Here is a 17163-nt window from a genome sequence, read left to right as displayed (position 1 = left end):
TTGCGTAAAGTTTAATTCAAACGCCACCTATGAATTTTTTGTCGCATTATTATTACGAGCGAGATAACACAAACTGCTACTTTGTGCTGGGTACCGTACTCCCCGACCTGCTCAAGAATGCCGATAAAAATGTAATTATCCATCCCGAAAAACTCGATCACCCGGATGCAAATATCAGTTCGCTTATAGCCGGCTGGAAGAAACACTTGGAGGTTGACCGTTTTTTTCACTCATCCGCTTTCTTCCTGGAACACTCGCACGCACTCAAGCTCGAGCTCGCCCCAATAGTTGAGGGCACGGCCGTAAAGCCTTTTTTTTTAGGGCATATCGCCATTGAACTATTGTTAGATAGCCTGCTGATAACCACTGGCGAGGTAAACCCTGATGATTTTTATGACCACCTGGACTCCTGCACTGACAATACGATAGCCGGCTTTTTAACGTTCAGCGGAATGGAACGCCCCGAAGTTTTTTTAAACTTTTTTAAGCGATTTAAAAGCGAACGCTACCTGCACACCTATGCCGAAACTCATCAGATAGCCTACGCGCTTAAACGTATATGCATGCGCGTATGGCCTACGCCCTTTACCCCGGCGCAGGAAACGGCCATTGACCATGTGCTTATCGACTACCGCCAAAAAATCAATGATAATTACATAACGGTGTTTGACGCTGTAGGCGAAGGATTGGCTTCCAATGCCGAAAAGATCATCTGATGTTAATAAAAACTATCTAAAAATCAACATTTAACGTTAAATAAATTTTTTTGTACTAAAAATATATCCTTACCTTTGCAGTCCCAATTTATAATTGGGAAAAGGAGAAAATTTATTTAATGGCAAAAAAACAAGAAGCAGAAAAAGAATTAAAAGCGAAGCAAGCTGAACTTGATTCAGTAAATGCCTCTGCGCAAAAAGAAACAATTGAATCAGAAGCTGATTCATTTTCTATTGACGACATCAAACTACAACTGGCAACCCCATCAGCAGATTTTGACTGGGATGCTGATGACAAAAAATTCGGTAACTACAATGACGAAGACCGCCAGAAATTTGAGCAACTGTACGATGGTACTTTCAGCTCAATTACTAAAGGCGAGATCATTACAGGTACTGTAGTAAACATCAACAGTAAAGATGTTGTGTTAAACGTAGGGTTCAAGTCAGACGGTTTAGTGTCGGCTTCTGAATTCCGTGATATGCCTGACCTTAAAGTAGGCGATAAAGTTGAAGTTTTTGTTGAATCGCAGGAAGATGCTAACGGCCAGTTAGTACTTTCACGCAAACGCGCAAAAACACAACAATCATGGGAGCGCATTAATGCTGCTTTAGATAACGATGAAATCATCACCGGTTTTGTTAAGAGCCGTACTAAAGGTGGTTTAATTGTTGATATAATGGGCGTTGAAGCCTTCTTACCAGGTTCACAAATCGATATCAAACCTATCCGTGATTACGATGTGTACGTTGGTAAAACTATGGAATTCAAAGTTGTTAAAATCAACCACGAATTCAAAAACGTTGTGGTATCTCACAAAGTTCTTATTGAGGACGACCTGGAGAACCAAAAAACTGAGATTGTTGCCCGCCTTGAAAAAGGACAGGTATTGGAAGGTACCGTTAAAAACATCACTGACTTCGGTGTATTCATCGACCTTGGTGGCGTTGACGGCTTACTGCACATCACCGATATATCTTGGGGCCGTATCGAGCATCCGCGTGAGGTACTTGCACTTGATCAAAAGATCAACGTTGTGGTACTTGACTTTGATGACGAGAAAAAACGTATCGCCCTTGGCTTAAAACAACTTACCCCGCACCCTTGGCAAAATTTGGATGAAAACATCCAGATCGGTTCAAAAGTTAAAGGTAAAATTGTTACCGTTGCTGATTACGGCGCATTCCTTGAAATCACCCCTGGTGTTGAAGGTTTGATCCACGTATCAGAAATGTCATGGTCACAAAACCTGCGTAACCCTCAGGAATTCCTGAAAGTAGGTGACGAGGTTGAAGCACAAGTACTTACTTTAGACCGCGAAGAGCGAAAAATGTCATTAGGTATTAAGCAATTAACGCCTGATCCATGGCAACAAGCTGCCGAAAGATACGCTGTTGGTACTCAACACGTAGCTACAGTTAAAAACATGACCAACTTTGGTGTGTTTGTTGAACTGGAAGACGGCATCGACGGTTTGATCCACATTTCTGACCTTTCATGGTCTAAAAAGGTGAATCACCCTAACGAGTTTACTAAAGTTGGCGAGAAACTGAACGTTGTAGTTCTGGAACTTGATACCGACAACCGTAAGCTGAGCTTAGGCCACAAACAGCTTGAAGAAAACCCTTGGGATACCTTCGAAACTGTATTCACTATCGACTCGATACATGAAGGTACCGTTTTGAAAGTAACTGACAAAGGTGCTATCGTAGCTTTACCTTACGGTGTTGAAGGCTTTGCGCCAACCAAACACCTGGTTAAAGAGGACGGCACAAGCGTTAAAGCTGACGAAACTGCCGAATTCAAGATCATTGAGTTTAACAAAGAGAACAAACGTATCGTTATCTCTCACTCACGCATCTGGGAAGAAGCACGCGCTGAAGCACGCGTTCAGGACTTTGAGAACCGCAAGAAGGAAGCTAAAGCTGCCAGCAACGCTGTTAAAAAAGTGAAAGACTCTGTTGAGAAATCTACTTTAGGTGATCTTAGCGTACTTGCACAATTAAAACAACAGATGGAAGGCGCTGAAAGCGAAGCCCGCAAATCTCAGGAAGATTCAAAATAAGCATTAGTAAATTTAATCTTCATAGCAAAGCCGCTGTACTTAGGTACAGCGGCTTTTTTTATTTGTATTCGCGTCATGACTAAAACCGTTAATATAATAGTTGCGCTTTGCCTGCTGCCTATGGCTTTGCTTATGCTGTTTTTATTGCATGCAGTATCTTTTCAATGTTAATAAACAATACTATAACCGGATTTACTTTGACTTTTGCTGCCCGTTAATAATGATCTTTTCAATCTTCCGGCCGTAACGCCCGTCTAACGAAGTTCCTTCAATTACCAGCGTATAAGTGCCCGGTTTTGCCGCCGCGAAAAATGAAAAACTTGCCTTGCCCTTGTCATCGGTAATTATATTAGGTTCCCAGTGTATGGTTGAACGCAGATCAGATACCGAAGTGTTACGCACCAGATAACGCGGGCGATAAAAATCCTTACGTGGCTGTAGAGGCATAGGGCGATATACGTAACTACCAAAACTGCTGCCGCTAAGGGTAGGCCCTGCCCCCCCACGGGTGCTAATGGATAGAATATAACTTACATCTGAGCGCATCATCTGGATATCCTTAACGTCCTCGGCACTTAAACGGGTGAAAAACGAATTTATATTAGTAAAAAATTCATCGGGAGCTGCGGAGCTAAATCCGCTCCCTGTTGGATCGCCGGGTATAGCGTCGCCTAATAACCGCCTGAAGCTCATACCGTCAACTACCACGTCGCCTATCAGGGTCGACTCATAAACATAGTTCTCCTGGCGCTGAAGGCCTATTTTGGTAAATATAGTTTGAGAATATGTACTCGATATCCGGAAACGTTTCAGCTTGCTGTATAACAAATCCTTAAGCGTTGTGCGCCTGGCCTCGATCAACTCCTTTTCATCTATCTGCTTTACCGGCGTAGCCCAAACCATGCCAATCCGTTTAGCGGCCTTTTTACCTTTTATGTTTACTTCATCGAGCAGAGCGCCCTTAACATTACCGGCATTTAGCTTCCGATTATCTGCTACATGCTGCTTATTGGCTTGCAGATAATTCAGCAATGTAGGGTCGCTTTTGTAAAACCAAGGAGCAGGCCGCTGTTTTTGAGCAGCCATTGGCCACATAGCCAATGGTTCAAATACCTGTATGCTGCCGTTGGGTACTTTGCCTTTGGCGTTATGTATCTTTAAGGTGTAAGCCACGGTATCGGCCGCCGGCAAATCGGTAAAAGCAAATAAACCGTTATCATCGGTTTGCGTGTCCTCAACAAACAGGTCGCCGCTCAGGGTAGACATGATAGTGACCTTAGCGTTCTTCATCGGTTTTTTGAAAAAATTGATCACCTTGCCTGCTATGCTGTTATTTGCCTCGGCAATATACTTTGGTTCAATGTCAGCTTTAAGCATATCCTGCACAGTATAATTTGTCCAACCCTGGGTAAGCAATAAAACATCAAGCGCGCGGCGGGTTGTTACCGAATCGTCTTTAAAATACCAGCCGGGCTGTTCAATATTTCCTTTCAGATCAGCAGTCAGCAGCATCCGGCTCATTATGTTTTCAGCATATTCTTTTTGCTTTACCTGCGCATCATCAGTAACCGATGCAGAAAAAGCGCCTGCTAACGGTTTCCCCTCACGGTCTGTTACATTTAAATTCACCCCGATGCTATCCTGAGGCAAATAGCCTGGCGTTTTATCCATTGAAACCTGCAAGGTATCGTTGTGGTCAACAAAAAAACGGCGCTCATTAAGCGGCTGGTTTTGAGCATTGAATAAGCCAACCTGCACTACGCCGGTCGGAAAAAGCTTTTTACTTACGGATCGATTATACATCCCATTGTTAAGCGTTAACGGCAATCCAAAATACATCACATCGCGCGACTGGGCGATCAGCGAGAATGGCTTTCCCGCCATATCAGGCGTACCCGTAATTTGCACCACTACCGAATCTGCTTTAGATATGTTATCAACCCGTAAAGACAGGCCTGACGTTTTAACCGGCGGTAATTTCCTGTTAATTTGCGTGCTATCATTCAGCCAGATTTTGGCCGTATAAATTTCGCCCGCTTGCGGCGATATGGCGAACATGCCCATACCATTATGCAGGGATGTAAATACGCTAACTTCTTCATTTTTAGAATTAAAAACACTGCCTCTTATGTTTACGCCTAAGCCCTCTTCGCCAATGGCTTTAAATGCTACGCGGTTATATAGCCCGGCAATTAAACTGCCGCCCTCGGGCATAAACTGCACATCAATATTTTGCGCCATGCCGCTGTAAAAAGGGAAAGTTATGTTTTGTTGCTTATTTTTAAGGTTAACCAGGCTGATGCTAAAACTACCCGTATCGCTGCTTTGCGGGATAGTAAAAGCGGTGTTAATAATACCGTTATCAGGCGTTACGCTGATACTTTTAAATAGCGGCTTATTGCCATCAAGTACCCGCAGTTCTACGTCCTTATAGCCTTCAGGCCGTTGCTGCAAATCCTTAATTTGCACTGATAGCCTTATCTCGGTGCCGTTTGCTACCTTTTTTAGAGTGTGCGATGAAGATATGAGCCATGAATCTGCAGCAGGCCGCCCGATGTAAAACTGCTTATGAAAAAAATGATCCTTATTAAAATTCCCCATCCAATTGGTATAGGCTCTTACTGTGTAGCTACCATCGGGAATATTACTATCATCCAATACCAAGTACCCTTGTGCGAGGCCTGACGATACCGGGACCGCTATTTTGACTACTTCCGCACGTGCGCCATTTAACAAGGAAACATACAGCTTTGAACTTTTTACGGAAGGCGCCCCGTTAGACGCCATAACCAGATAAGCCTTAAACCAGATGGTATCACCCGCCGCGTAATAAGGTTTATCAAAGTGCAGATAAAGTTTTTCTGCGGGATATTTGTTTTGATAAGCTTCGGCGTCCTTTATTATTTTTTTAACTCCGCCGGTATCTGTCTGGCAAAAGGCATTTGTGAAAAATGTTATCAGCGCTGCACAAAAAATAAATCGCTTGATATATAGCATGGAGGTAAGTTGTAAGGTCTCTCAGGTAAATTCAATGTCAATATAAGCAAGTTTAACTTAACATACCGTGGGGCTGGTATTAAAATCAAACTTTTTCATATTTTTGCCCAAATCTATCCCAGCGATGCTAAATCTAACACTGCTCGACGGTCAGAAATTTCAGATAACAATACAGCGATTGTGTCGTCAGTTGATCGAGAATCATAACGATTTTTCAAACACCGTACTTATAGGCATTCAGCCGCGCGGCATATTTTTAGCCAAGCGCGTGGCCGAAGAACTCCGCAAAATATTACCCAACGATACCATTTTACAGGGCGACCTGGACATTACCTTTTACCGGGATGATTTTCGCAGGCGCGAAAATCCGCTGGTGCCTAACCAAACCCGTATTGATTTTATTATTGAGGGTAAAAAAGTGGTGATGATGGACGATGTGTTGTGGACCGGCCGCACCATACGCGCCGCTATGGATGCCATGCAGGCCTTTGGCCGCCCCGAAAAAGTGGAACTGCTTACCCTGGTTGACCGCCGCTACTCAAGGCATATACCGGTGGCTGCTGATTATGTAGGTATCGAGGTGGATTCGATAGCATCGCAACGCGTAGTAGTAAGCTGGAAAGAGACGGACGGCGAGGATAAAATAGAGCTGTTGAGCGAGGTAAAGTAAAATTACCGGCTCAGTTGTATATAGTAAGATTTAAATAAAATTCGAAATCGAACTTCCGAATTTCGAAATCAACATAATATGGCAGGATTAAGCACAAGGCACCTTTTAGGCATTAAGGATCTGACTCAGGCAGATATTGAACTGATATTGCAAACAGCCGACACTTTTAAAGCTGTTTTAAACAGGCCGATAAAGAAAGTGCCCTCGCTTAGGGATGTTACCATCGCCAACATATTTTTTGAGAACTCCACCCGTACCCGCCTGTCGTTTGAACTGGCTGAGAAGCGCCTTTCGGCCGATGTGGTAAACTTCGCGGCGTCGTCATCATCAGTAAGCAAAGGCGAAACGCTGATTGATACCGTGAACAACATTTTAGCCATGAAGGTGGATATGGTGGTGATGCGCCACCCTTATGCCGGTGCGGGCATCTTCCTGTCAAAACACGTAAATGCTCAAATTGTAAACGCCGGCGATGGCGCGCACGAGCATCCTACCCAAGCTCTGTTGGACGCTTATTCTATCCGCGAAAAATATGGCGATGTTGCCGGTAAAAAAGTGGTGATCGTGGGTGATATATTGCACTCGCGCGTAGCATTATCTAACATACTTTGCCTTAAACAACTGGGTGCCGAAGTAATGGTTTGCGGCCCCACTACGCTTATACCTAAATACATTGGCACACTGGGTGTAAAAGTGGAACATAACCTTATCAAAGCGCTTAACTGGTGCGATGTGGCCAACATGCTGCGTATACAGTTAGAGCGTCAGGATATAAAATACTTTCCATCCCTGCGCGAGTATACCATGCTTTACGGTTTAAACAAGCAAATACTGGATAGCCTGGATAAAGAGATCATGGTGATGCACCCCGGCCCCATTAACCGCGGCGTTGAAATAACCAGCGATGTGGCTGACAGCAAACAATCCGTTATACTTGACCAGGTGGAAAACGGCGTAGCCGTGCGTATGGCGGTACTGTATTTGTTAGCCGGGCAAACGGTATAATGCCATGATAATCAAAAACGAAAAGCTTTTACGGTGGTTTATAAAAAAAGGCAGGCTAAAAGCTAACGTTTACTATTTTGTCTGTATTACTTCATGTTTTCTGTTAATTGAAGGATTGTACACAGTTTTTAAAGCCGATGCTAAGCTATGGTCACCTTCTATGTTATATATAGGATTATTTGCCCTGTCTGCATCAAGTTTTTACGAAAATGCGATTTCACAGCTCAAAAAGATAGAAAAGCTTAAACAATCAGGCCTTATTGAAGAAGACCTTAATCGGATTGAATTTGTTAAAACCTGGGACAAAGACCGGCTTGTAGGCCGCACCCGATATTGCCTACAAAATGGCGGCGTTGTTATGGGCATGATGCTGATCGTACCGATGTCTTTCATAGCATTACTTATCACTTCAATAAGCGGCACTTTCCCGTCAATGAATGCCGATGTGATGTTTCTGTTACTTTTATTTCCGTTATGCTACACGGCGGGCGCGCTGATTTACCTGATGAGATGGAATAATAAAGAAAGAAAATTTAAAAAGCTGACAGGCGAAAGCTATTTAGCTGGTTGATTCCGGCGGGCCGACGTTTCTTTTAATTATTAAAAACGCATAAACCTCTCATAACCGACTCCTCCGGCCTCTTAATTTTCAGGTAGCACTGATGATGCACTGCCCTTCACAGAAAATTAAACAGCCGGCGACTTCTGCTTCTTTTGATCGCTCAAAAGAAATTTAAGACAAGTAATAAACTGTTAGTGCTTTATTTAAGTAATCGTGATTTAATCATCGTCAGCCTGCTCTTAGGCCGCAGAGGCCAGTTACTTTGTCTTGGACACAATGTAACCAAAAGTCAAGCCGAAAAAATCCTTCCACCCACAGGCCATACTCCCGGTCCGGTTTTCCGGCAGGCCAACGCTCATTTGGAAATTATGTTATTAGAAATTGACAAATATATTCGAGTACCAACCGTAAATAGCCTAACAACCGGCATCAGTAATGCCCGGAGTAGCACAAACTCTGCCAAAGCACAACCTTTCACCGGGCAGGACGTAGCCGGCGATTTTTGTTTCTTTTGATCGCTCAAAAGAAATTTAGGACAAATGATGAACTATTTGCTTTTATTAAGAGTTTCTGCCAAAATTATCGTCAGCCTGCTCTTGGCCGTAGAGACCAGTTACTTTGTCTTGTACACAAAATAACCAATAGTCAAGCCGAAAAAATCCTTCCATCCACAGGCCATACTCCCGGCCCGGTTTTCCGGCAGGTCAACGCTTCAGATTTACTACTAAACAAGCATAAACTATAATTCCGGTCTCTTAATTTTCGGGTAGCACTGATGATGCACTACCCTTCACAGAAAATTAAACAGCCGGCGACTTTTGCTTCTTTTGTTCGCACAAAAGAAGTTTTAAGACAGGTAATGAAGTGACTTATCTAAGAATCAACTTAACAAATCTGCTCTAACATATCAATATAAATCTCTATACCATCACGTATCTCATCCACAAAAATAAACTCATCAGCAGTATGTGAACGTGCTGAATCGCCGGGACCGATTTTTAATGATGGAATATCCAGCAATGATTGGTCGGACGTTGTGGGCGAACCGTAGGTATCTCTGCCCAGGGCAATACCGGCCTGCACTATCGGGTGGGTTTTATCAATTGATGACGGTTTTAAGCGAATAGAACGCGGCTTAACTTCGCAGCTTACATGCTCACGGATGATCTCCAGCACTTCCTCATTACGATAAGCGTCCGTAACGCGCACGTCAACGGTAAAAGTACAACTTGCGGGTACCACGTTGTGCTGCGAACCGGCATTGATAATGGTAACCGACATTTTTACCGGCCCAAACACTTCCGACTCCTTAGGAAACCTGAAGTTACGGAACCACTCAATATCCGTCAGGGCTTTATAGATAGCATTGTCCCCTTCCTCGCGGGCAGCGTGGCCGGCTTTGCCGTGGCTGGCACAATCCAGCACCATCAGGCCCTTTTCGGCAATGGCCAGGTGCATCTGGGTGGGTTCGCCTACTATGCCAAAACTCAATTCGCCCAAATCAGGGATGATCAGCTCCAGCCCGTTAACACCAGATATTTCCTCTTCAGCAGTAGTAGCCAGGCAAAAGTTGTATTTCAAACCCTCCTGCTCATAAAAGTACAGGAATACGGCTATGAGCGATACCAGGCAACCGCCGGCATCATTACTACCCAAACCGTATAACTTGCCATCCTCTATCTTAGCATCAAACGGATCGCGGGTGTAGCCTGAATTAGGTTTTACCGTATCGTGGTGCGAGTTAAGCAGGATGGTAGGTTTGGCCGGGTCGAAGTGCTTATTCCATGCCCAAAGGTTGTTCAGTTTACGGTGAACATCGATGCCATGCTGCTTTAAAAACTGTTCTATAAGGTCGGCAGTGCGGTCTTCCTCTTTGCTGAATGAGGGCGTAGCGATCAACTGCTGTAGCAATTGTACCGCCTGCTGAAAAAGGTGCTGTTTATCGGTCATATAAAACCGGGACGAACCCGTTTGGTAAGGCGCAAAAATAAGCTTTTTTGCTGATTATTGATTTTTTGAAAAGCTATACCTCGCTGATGTATTCATTCTCAATTTTTGATGACTTGCGGGTATCGCTCATGGTGCCGTATATCAGTAAGGATATAAATATACATGCCGTAACATAGTAAAAGAACCACTCGGGATGTCCTTCACTTTTAAGATATAGCGCGATATACTCGGCCGTGCCGCCAAAAATGGATACCGCTATAGCATACGGAAACCCAACACCCAATGCCCGTACATTGGCCGGGAACAGTTCAGCTTTTACCACGGCATTGATAGAAGTATAGCAGCTTACTACCACCAGCGCCAGCATAATCAGCATAAAAGCAGGTGCGGCCTGGTGGGTATAGCTCAATGCCTTAAGCACGGGTATGGTTACCAGCGTACCAAGTATACCAAAAGCTACCAGTAATGGTTTACGCCCAATTTTATCGCTCAGTAAACCAAATAAGGGCTGCAGCAGCATAAAGAAAACCAGCGATACAGTTGATATCAACGAGGCCTCGGGCTTGGTAAACTTACTGGTATCAACCAAAAACTTTTGCATATAGGTAGTAAACGTATAAAAGGCTACCGTACCGCCCAATGTTAAACCAATTACAGTGAACACCGCCCGTGGGTGCTGCGCCAACGCACGTAATGTGCCTTTTAACGGGTTGGCGCTGTTTTTTTGGTTTTGGTAGGATGATGATTCCTTTAAACTGCGGCGCAGGTACATGGTAATAACAGCCAGTATAGCGCCTATTACAAATGGGATGCGCCAACCCCAGGCATGTAGCTGCTCCTCTGATAAAAATACCCTTTGTAGCAGCACCAGTACCCCCATGGCAAGCAACTGCCCCATAATTAGCGTAACGTATTGAAAACTGGAATAAAAACCGCGGTGCTTTTTATCGGCCATCTCGCTAAGGTAGGTAGCGCTGGTACCGTACTCCCCGCCTACGCTGATGCCTTGCAGCATACGGGCCAGCAGCAACAACAACGGCGCGAAAACGCCAATACTATCATACGATGGGATAACGGCGATAATCAGCGAACCCAAACTCATTAGTAATACCGAAAATGTAAGCGCCGTTTTACGTCCCTTTTTGTCGGCAAACATACCCATAAGCCAACCGCCGATAGGCCGCATTAAAAAACCGATAGCGAATATGCCGGCAGTATTCAGCAAACGCACCGTAGGGTTGCTATCCTTAAAAAAGGAATCAGAAAAATAGAGCGAAAAAGATGAATAGGCATACCAATCGTACCACTCCACCAGATTACCCATAGAGCCGCCAATGATGGATCGCAGGCGTTCGGCAGTAGTAGGCGGGGTTACTGTTTGATTCATAATTTAAAAGTAGTTCTTTTTAAGGGGACATTTTAGGTGAAAGCCGAAAGGAAAAAGGTAAAAGGTCAAACATCAATCCTATATTTAATTAACTCCCTCTCTTCGCCTTTGGCGGAAAGAGGGTTATTGCCCCTTCCCTCTTTTCGCTCGCGAAGAGAGGGACGTCGAGCGAAGCGTTGACAGGGTGAGTCAGGTAACGAAAATTCAAATCCAACTACACCAATCCCAACCAAAACCATTATTTTGCAGCATGCTTATCACCGAGGATTTTTTGCACTACGTATGGAAGTTCCGGCTGTTTGACCGTACCGCGCTAAAAACAGTTGAGGGTGACGAGATCGAGGTATATTCGGCAGGTATGCATAACAAACATGCCGGGCCCGATTTTCAAAACGCACGCCTGCGCATTGGCGACACTACCTGGGCGGGCAATGTGGAACTGCATATTTCCTCGGCCGACTGGCAACGCCACAACCACATTACAGATAAGGCATACGAGAATGTAATATTACACGTAGTTTATCGTGATGATGCCCCGGTTACCCTGCCCAACGGCCGCCGTTTACCTACGCTTGAGCTGCATAACCGTATTTCGCCCGATCTGTTTGGCCGTTACCATAACCTCATTTTTGGCGAGCGGCAATTTATTCCCTGCGAGGCGAACATTACGCTGGTTGAAGAGCTTACCATGAGCAACTGGCTATCACGCATATTGGTGGAGCGGCTCGAAAAACGCTCGGAAGCAGTGTTAACTACATTGGCCACCAACCGCGGCGACTGGGAAGAAACTTTTTACCAGTTTTTGGCAGCCAACTTTGGCTTTAAAACCAATGCCCTGCCTTTTGAGCTGCTGGCACGGTCGTTACCGCAGATCACGCTGGCCAAACACAAAAACAATGCGCTGCAAATTGAGGCATTGATATTCGGGCAAGCCGGGTTTCTGGATGGCGATGTGGTTGATGATTATCCGCAGAAATTAAAAGATGAGTATCAATATCTTAAACATAAACACAACCTCACTCCTGTTGATAATCACTTATGGAAGTTTATGCGCATGCGCCCGCAGAATTTCCCTACCATCAGGCTGGCGCAGTTTGCGGGGCTCGTTATGCAATCAAACCATCTGTTGAGCAAAGTACTGGAGATACGGGAAGTTGAAATTTTACGTGGATTATTTGACAACATCAGCATAAACCCTTATTGGGAAAACCATTACCGCTTTGATGCCGAAAGCAAGCCGTCGCCAAAAAACCTGGGCAAGGCTTCAACAAACGTTTTACTGCTGAATACGGTAGCTTTATTTTTATTTACTTACGGCAAGCAACACCGGCAGCAGTACCACATTAACCGTGCGCTAAAGTTGTTAGAAAGTTTACCTGCCGAAACAAACAACATTATAGCGGATTTTGTTAATTTAGGGTTGAAGATTAAAACGGCGTTTGAAAGCCAGGCATTGCTTGAGTTAAAAAATAATTACTGCGATCATAAGAAATGCCTTGACTGCGCCGTTGGTAATAAGATATTAAAGTTAAGCTGATATGTTGCAGAGGATAATCACCTTTTTTGAGCGTTACTCTTTCGGGGTTTGTACTTACCTTGGCGACCGCTTTAATGTATCGATAGCCAAAATACGTTTGTTCTTCATCTACTCATCATTCCTGGCGGTAGGCTTTCCGCTGATATTTTACTTTTTTGCCGGTATTGTGCTTGATATACGTAACTATGTTAAACGTACGCGTACACGCCTTACCGACCTGTAATTTACAGCGCTACTTTAAAACACGATCCCTCGCCCGGAGAGCTCGTTACAGATATACTGCCGTTCATCCTGTCAATAAACTCTTTAACCAGCAATAAGCCAAGCCCGTTCCCTCTTTCTTGCTGCGTGCCATGTGTCGACTCATTGCCATTGCCTTTAAAAAGTTGTTCAGCCTTACTTGCAGGCATACCTACGCCGGTATCGGTAACCTTAATCTCAGTTTGCTTATCTTCTTTTGCTACGCTGATGGTAATTGTGCCATTCTCAGTAAACTTATTGGCATTGCTCATTAAGTTGCGCAGAATAAACTCCAGCACCCGCTTATCTGTATTAATGAAAAAATCCTGATCGATGGCATTAACTATCGTATTGCCCTTATCGCGGTTGTTCAGTACCTGCGAACCGATAATGCGCTGCACCAAATCATTTAGATCGATGTTATCATAATTAAACTTGTCAAACTTGAGTTGCATTTCGCCCCAGTTCACCACGTTCTCTATCATATCTATGGTACTGTCCAGTTGCAAACTGATGGAACCCATCATGCTGTTAGTTTCGGCCTCGTCAAGCAAGTCGCTGTTCCTGAATTCAATTACCGACTTCAGCGAGGCCAGGGGATTACGTACATCATGCGCCAATATGGAGATAATCCGTTTTTGGGTTTGCGTTAAATAGTTGAGGTGCTTGTTTTTAATGCGCAGCTCGGCCACCTTAATTACATTATCGGCCAAAACCTTAAGCGCGAAGCGCTGGCGCTCATTCAAATGCCTGGGTATACGGTCAATCACGCAAAGGGTACCGAGCCTGTCGCCCGTGCTGGTTACCAGTGGCACCCCGGCGTAATAGCGTATGGAAGGGTCGTGCGTTACCAATGGGTTATCAAAAAAACGGTTATCCTGCCGCGCATCGGGTATCTCAAATATATTGTCCTGCAAAATGGCATGGCTGCAAAAAGATATATCACGATGCGTTTCGGTAGCTTCGAGCCCAACCCGCGCCTTAAACCATTGCCGGTTAGCGTCAACCAAACTAATCAGGGAGATAGGCATGCTGCAAAGTTCGGATGCCAGCCTAACAATGTCGTCAAACTCCTGCTCGCATGGCGAGTCAAGCAATTCAGTATTATACAAAGCCTCAAGCCGGGACATCTCATTGGCCGGGAGTTGCGCAATATTCATTTAATGAAAATTTTCTATGGATTATACGTTATACGGCTATTTGCCTTTTTAGGTTACTTTTTAATGCTTACCCTTTGGTTAATTTTAAACACATCGTTAATTCAATTTTAATAAAACAAATGCGCGTGCTACAGTATTATAATAAGCTAAACAAGTTAGCTACTATGCCATATATTTACAAGCTTCAGATTAAAAAATGACCGGCTCAACTACACCTGAACCACCTGTTGATAACGACATTTTCCGTACGCTTGTAGAGCAATCGCCAACGGCGGTTGCTCTTTATACCGGCCGCGAGATGCGCATACACATCGCTAATGATGCCATGCTACGGCTTTGGGGCAAAGGCCCCGAGGTAATCGGTAAAATTTTGCGTGATGCCCTGCCCGAACTTGAAGGACAGCCTTTTCATGATCTGCTGGACAATGTATACACGTCGGGCCTGCCCTATGAGGCCACCGAAGACCGTGCCGACCTTATTGTTGATGGCCGTTTGCAAAGCTTTTATTACACTTTTACCTACAAGCCGTTAAAAACTTCAATAGGCGTGGTATGGGGTATTTTAAATACCGCTACTGACGTAACCGAGCTGGTACTTACCCGCCAAAAGCTGCGCCTAAGTGAAGAGAGCACCCGGTTCGCGCTATATGCGGGCGAGTTAGGCACCTGGGATCTTGATCCGCTCAATAACACCATTACCTGGGATGAACGCTGTAAGGAGTTATACGGCTTCCCAAAGGATGATGTAACCACTTACGATAAAGTATTGAGTAACATACATCCGGATGATTCCGGCTTAGTCAATGAAGCGGTACAACGCGCCCTCGACCCGGAGTCAGGAGCTGACGGCGAATACTTCTGCGAGTTTCGAACCATTGGCGCTTCGGACGGTAAAATACGCTGGCTCCGCTGCAAGGGCAAGGCCTATTTTGATGACCATAATGTAGTATACCGCTTCGCGGGAACCGCCGTTGACATCAGTGGTGAAATACTGACCAACAGCGAGAATGCCAAACTGCTTGCGCTTATTGACAACAGCAGCGTTTTTGTAGCGCTGTCCACTATGGCCGGATATATTACTTACGTAAATACCTTTGGCCGCGAGATGGTGGGTATTGACGGTATGGAGCAAGCCCGCCGCGTAAATACCGACTATGTAATGCCCGGCGAGATGGAAAGGATTACTGACGATTACACCCGCGACCTTGCCGCAACCGGAACGTGGACCGGCAGGGTAAATTATCGCCATTTTAAAACCGGCGAAGCCATCCCGGTTGACGCAAAAACCATTATAGTTTACGACCCTATTACCGGCGAGCCCAGCGGCCGGGCAACCATCGCGCGCGATCTGCGGCAGGAACTGGCCGATAAGCAGGCCCTGCAGGAAAGCCAGCATTTGCTGCATAATATCACCTCCGCCTCGCCTACCTCGCTCTGGATGGCTGATAAGGACGGCAACATTACCTATGTAAATAAAACCTGGCTTGACTGGACCGGCCAAACGCATGACGAAGTACTGAAAGATGGTTGGCTAAACGCCGTAGCGGATGACGATCGGACCCATTTAGCAAAAACTTTTCAGAGCGCCCTGAAACGGCGTGTGTCTTACGAAACCAACTTCAGGCTTAAGGGTAAAAACGGTAAAGAAATTTGGTGTGTTGCCAAGGGTAACCCGCAGTATTATAATGATGGCAACTTTGCGGGGTATATCGGCTCCTGTACGGACATTACGGAGGAAACACTCATCGGCAAAAAATTACAGCAAACCAATACAGAACTGCATGAGCAGATAAACCAGTTTGATTTTGTGACCGATTTTATGCCGGTGCAGTTATGGACCGCCAGCCTGAACGGCGATATTGATTATGTGAACCGCCGATTGATTGACTACCTTGGGGTTGATGGTTCGAACCCCGACAACCGGCAATGGAATTTTTATGTTCACCCGGATGATCTGCAGGGTACGCTCAAGGCATGGCAGGATGCTTTGTCCTCGGGCGGCACTTTTCAGGTAGAGTTCAGAATGCGCGACGCCGGCGGTGCTTACAAATGGCACCTTTCGCGTGCGCTACCGTTTTACAACGAGGGGCATATTGTAAAGTGGTTTGGCACCAATACTGATATTGATGAGCATAAACAGCTGCAACGCCAAAAGGATGATTTTCTGGGTATTGCCAGCCATGAACTTAAAACACCCGTTACCAGCATAAAAGCCTACGCGCAGGTGCTTGGTGCGATGTTAACTAAAGACGGCGAGCTTAACAAGGCGGCAATGGTTACCCGTATGGATAACCAGATTAACCGCCTTACCAACCTGATTGGCGATCTGCTTGATGTTACCAAGATCAATTCCGGTAAACTACAATTCAACAAAACCTGGTTCAGCCTGAACAGCCTGGTTAGAGAGGTGATAGACGACCTGCAACATACCACCGTAAAACATACCCTTGTGCATGATTTTGCAGACACAGGCGAAATATTCTCGGACCGTGAACGCATCAGCCAGGTTTTGGTGAACCTCATCAGCAACGCTATAAAATATTCTCCGGCTGAGGGTGAGGTAATTATACGCACACAACGCCAAAATAACGAGTTTACGGTGAGTGTTGAGGATTTTGGTATCGGTATTGCGCCCGATAAACACAAGAGGGTGTTTGAGCAGTTTTATCGCGTTAGCGGCAGCAAACAACATACTTTTCCGGGGCTGGGGCTCGGCTTATATATCTCCTCAGAAATTATTAAACGCGAGGGCGGTAAAATGTGGGTAAACAGTATTGAAGGCGAAGGTTCAACCTTTCATTTTAGCCTTCCCGCTGAGCCTGTGAACAATGATTTTTTATAAGATACTTACGATATTTTTAGATGACTGACCT

Annotated in this window: 13 protein-coding genes; 9 read left to right on the top strand and 4 right to left on the bottom strand. The window is 45.0% G+C overall.

Annotation, left to right across the window (positions count from 1 at the left end; translation table 11 throughout):
• Positions 1-29 precede the first annotated feature (29 nt).
• Together ABD960_RS03575 and rpsA are read left to right on the top strand one after the other, a co-directional pair.
• The gene (locus ABD960_RS03575; RefSeq protein ID WP_345329515.1) at positions 30-716 is read left to right on the top strand and encodes a hypothetical protein; all 687 of its coding nucleotides are present in this window, start codon (positions 30-32) and stop codon (positions 714-716) included.
• 119 nt (positions 717-835) lie between these two features.
• Positions 836-2782 carry a 30S ribosomal protein S1 gene (gene rpsA / locus ABD960_RS03570; RefSeq protein WP_345329514.1) on the top strand — a complete coding sequence of 649 codons (1947 nt, stop codon included), beginning with the start codon at positions 836-838 and terminating at the stop codon, positions 2780-2782.
• Between the two features lie 192 nt (positions 2783-2974).
• On the opposite strand, the gene ABD960_RS03565 is transcribed toward rpsA, so the two are convergent.
• Positions 2975-5779, bottom strand: coding sequence for a hypothetical protein (locus tag ABD960_RS03565; protein ID WP_345329513.1), 2805 nt, complete (start codon positions 5777-5779; stop codon positions 2975-2977).
• Positions 5780-5903: 124 nt separating this feature from the next.
• On the opposite strand from ABD960_RS03565, the gene pyrR reads away from it, so the two are divergent.
• From pyrR to ABD960_RS03545, 4 genes are all read left to right on the top strand, one after another.
• On the top strand, positions 5904-6449 hold the full coding sequence (pyrR, locus tag ABD960_RS03560) for a bifunctional pyr operon transcriptional regulator/uracil phosphoribosyltransferase PyrR (RefSeq protein WP_232176715.1): 546 nt from the start codon (positions 5904-5906) through the stop codon (positions 6447-6449).
• Between the two features lie 78 nt (positions 6450-6527).
• Positions 6528-7454 (top strand): aspartate carbamoyltransferase catalytic subunit, encoded by a 927-nt coding sequence (locus ABD960_RS03555; protein ID WP_345329512.1) that lies wholly within the window; start codon positions 6528-6530, stop codon positions 7452-7454.
• Between the two features lie 160 nt (positions 7455-7614).
• Positions 7615-8025 (top strand): hypothetical protein, encoded by a 411-nt coding sequence (locus ABD960_RS03550; RefSeq protein ID WP_345329511.1) that lies wholly within the window; start codon positions 7615-7617, stop codon positions 8023-8025.
• 143 nt (positions 8026-8168) lie between these two features.
• Entirely contained in the window at positions 8169-8531 is a 363-nt protein-coding gene (locus tag ABD960_RS03545; protein ID WP_345329510.1) for a hypothetical protein, read from the top strand.
• 370 nt (positions 8532-8901) lie between these two features.
• Here the strand turns inward: ABD960_RS03545 and ABD960_RS03540 are convergent, their stop codons facing one another.
• Together ABD960_RS03540 and ABD960_RS03535 are read right to left on the bottom strand one after the other, a co-directional pair.
• Positions 8902-9966 carry a M20 family metallo-hydrolase gene (locus ABD960_RS03540; RefSeq protein WP_345329509.1) on the bottom strand — a complete coding sequence of 355 codons (1065 nt, stop codon included), beginning with the start codon at positions 9964-9966 and terminating at the stop codon, positions 8902-8904.
• A 73-nt stretch (positions 9967-10039) separates the two neighbouring features.
• Positions 10040-11353, bottom strand: coding sequence for an MFS transporter (locus tag ABD960_RS03535; RefSeq protein WP_345329508.1), 1314 nt, complete (start codon positions 11351-11353; stop codon positions 10040-10042).
• Positions 11354-11603: 250 nt separating this feature from the next.
• On the opposite strand from ABD960_RS03535, the gene ABD960_RS03530 reads away from it, so the two are divergent.
• Both ABD960_RS03530 and ABD960_RS03525 read left to right on the top strand, forming a co-directional pair.
• A complete protein-coding gene (locus ABD960_RS03530; protein ID WP_345329507.1) occupies positions 11604-12890 on the top strand; it encodes a DUF2851 family protein in 1287 nt (428 codons plus the stop codon).
• Between the two features lies 1 nt (position 12891).
• Complete coding sequence (locus ABD960_RS03525) at positions 12892-13113, top strand: PspC domain-containing protein (RefSeq protein ID WP_232176721.1); 222 nt, start codon at positions 12892-12894, stop codon at positions 13111-13113.
• A 1-nt stretch (position 13114) separates the two neighbouring features.
• Here the strand turns inward: ABD960_RS03525 and ABD960_RS03520 are convergent, their stop codons facing one another.
• Complete coding sequence (locus tag ABD960_RS03520; RefSeq protein ID WP_345329506.1) at positions 13115-14290, bottom strand: GAF domain-containing sensor histidine kinase; 1176 nt, start codon at positions 14288-14290, stop codon at positions 13115-13117.
• A gap of 196 nt (positions 14291-14486) precedes the next feature.
• Here ABD960_RS03520 and ABD960_RS03515 point away from each other — a divergent pair, with 196 nt between their 5' ends.
• Complete coding sequence (locus ABD960_RS03515) at positions 14487-17132, top strand: PAS domain-containing protein (RefSeq protein ID WP_345329505.1); 2646 nt, start codon at positions 14487-14489, stop codon at positions 17130-17132.
• Positions 17133-17163: the final 31 nt, after the last annotated feature.

Source organism: Mucilaginibacter defluvii (assembly GCF_039543225.1).
GTDB lineage: Bacteria > Bacteroidota > Bacteroidia > Sphingobacteriales > Sphingobacteriaceae > Mucilaginibacter > Mucilaginibacter defluvii.
Note: the sequence above shows the minus strand (reverse complement) of the source record. Positions and strands in the feature narration are given on the sequence as shown.

What these genes read in the sequence shown, in the direction of transcription:
- ABD960_RS03575 (WP_345329515.1), top strand. Translation starts at nt 30, where the DNA reads ATGAATTTTTTGTCGCATTATTATTACGAGCGAGATAACACAAACTGC.
- rpsA (WP_345329514.1), top strand. Translation starts at nt 836, where the DNA reads ATGGCAAAAAAACAAGAAGCAGAAAAAGAATTAAAAGCGAAGCAAGCT.
- ABD960_RS03565 (WP_345329513.1), bottom strand. Translation starts at nt 5,779, where the DNA reads ATGCTATATATCAAGCGATTTATTTTTTGTGCAGCGCTGATAACATTT.
- pyrR (WP_232176715.1), top strand. Translation starts at nt 5,904, where the DNA reads ATGCTAAATCTAACACTGCTCGACGGTCAGAAATTTCAGATAACAATA.
- ABD960_RS03555 (WP_345329512.1), top strand. Translation starts at nt 6,528, where the DNA reads ATGGCAGGATTAAGCACAAGGCACCTTTTAGGCATTAAGGATCTGACT.
- ABD960_RS03550 (WP_345329511.1), top strand. Translation starts at nt 7,615, where the DNA reads ATGTTATATATAGGATTATTTGCCCTGTCTGCATCAAGTTTTTACGAA.
- ABD960_RS03540 (WP_345329509.1), bottom strand. Translation starts at nt 9,966, where the DNA reads ATGACCGATAAACAGCACCTTTTTCAGCAGGCGGTACAATTGCTACAG.
- ABD960_RS03535 (WP_345329508.1), bottom strand. Translation starts at nt 11,353, where the DNA reads ATGAATCAAACAGTAACCCCGCCTACTACTGCCGAACGCCTGCGATCC.
- ABD960_RS03530 (WP_345329507.1), top strand. Translation starts at nt 11,604, where the DNA reads ATGCTTATCACCGAGGATTTTTTGCACTACGTATGGAAGTTCCGGCTG.
- ABD960_RS03525 (WP_232176721.1), top strand. Translation starts at nt 12,892, where the DNA reads ATGTTGCAGAGGATAATCACCTTTTTTGAGCGTTACTCTTTCGGGGTT.
- ABD960_RS03520 (WP_345329506.1), bottom strand. Translation starts at nt 14,290, where the DNA reads ATGAATATTGCGCAACTCCCGGCCAATGAGATGTCCCGGCTTGAGGCT.
- ABD960_RS03515 (WP_345329505.1), top strand. Translation starts at nt 14,487, where the DNA reads ATGACCGGCTCAACTACACCTGAACCACCTGTTGATAACGACATTTTC.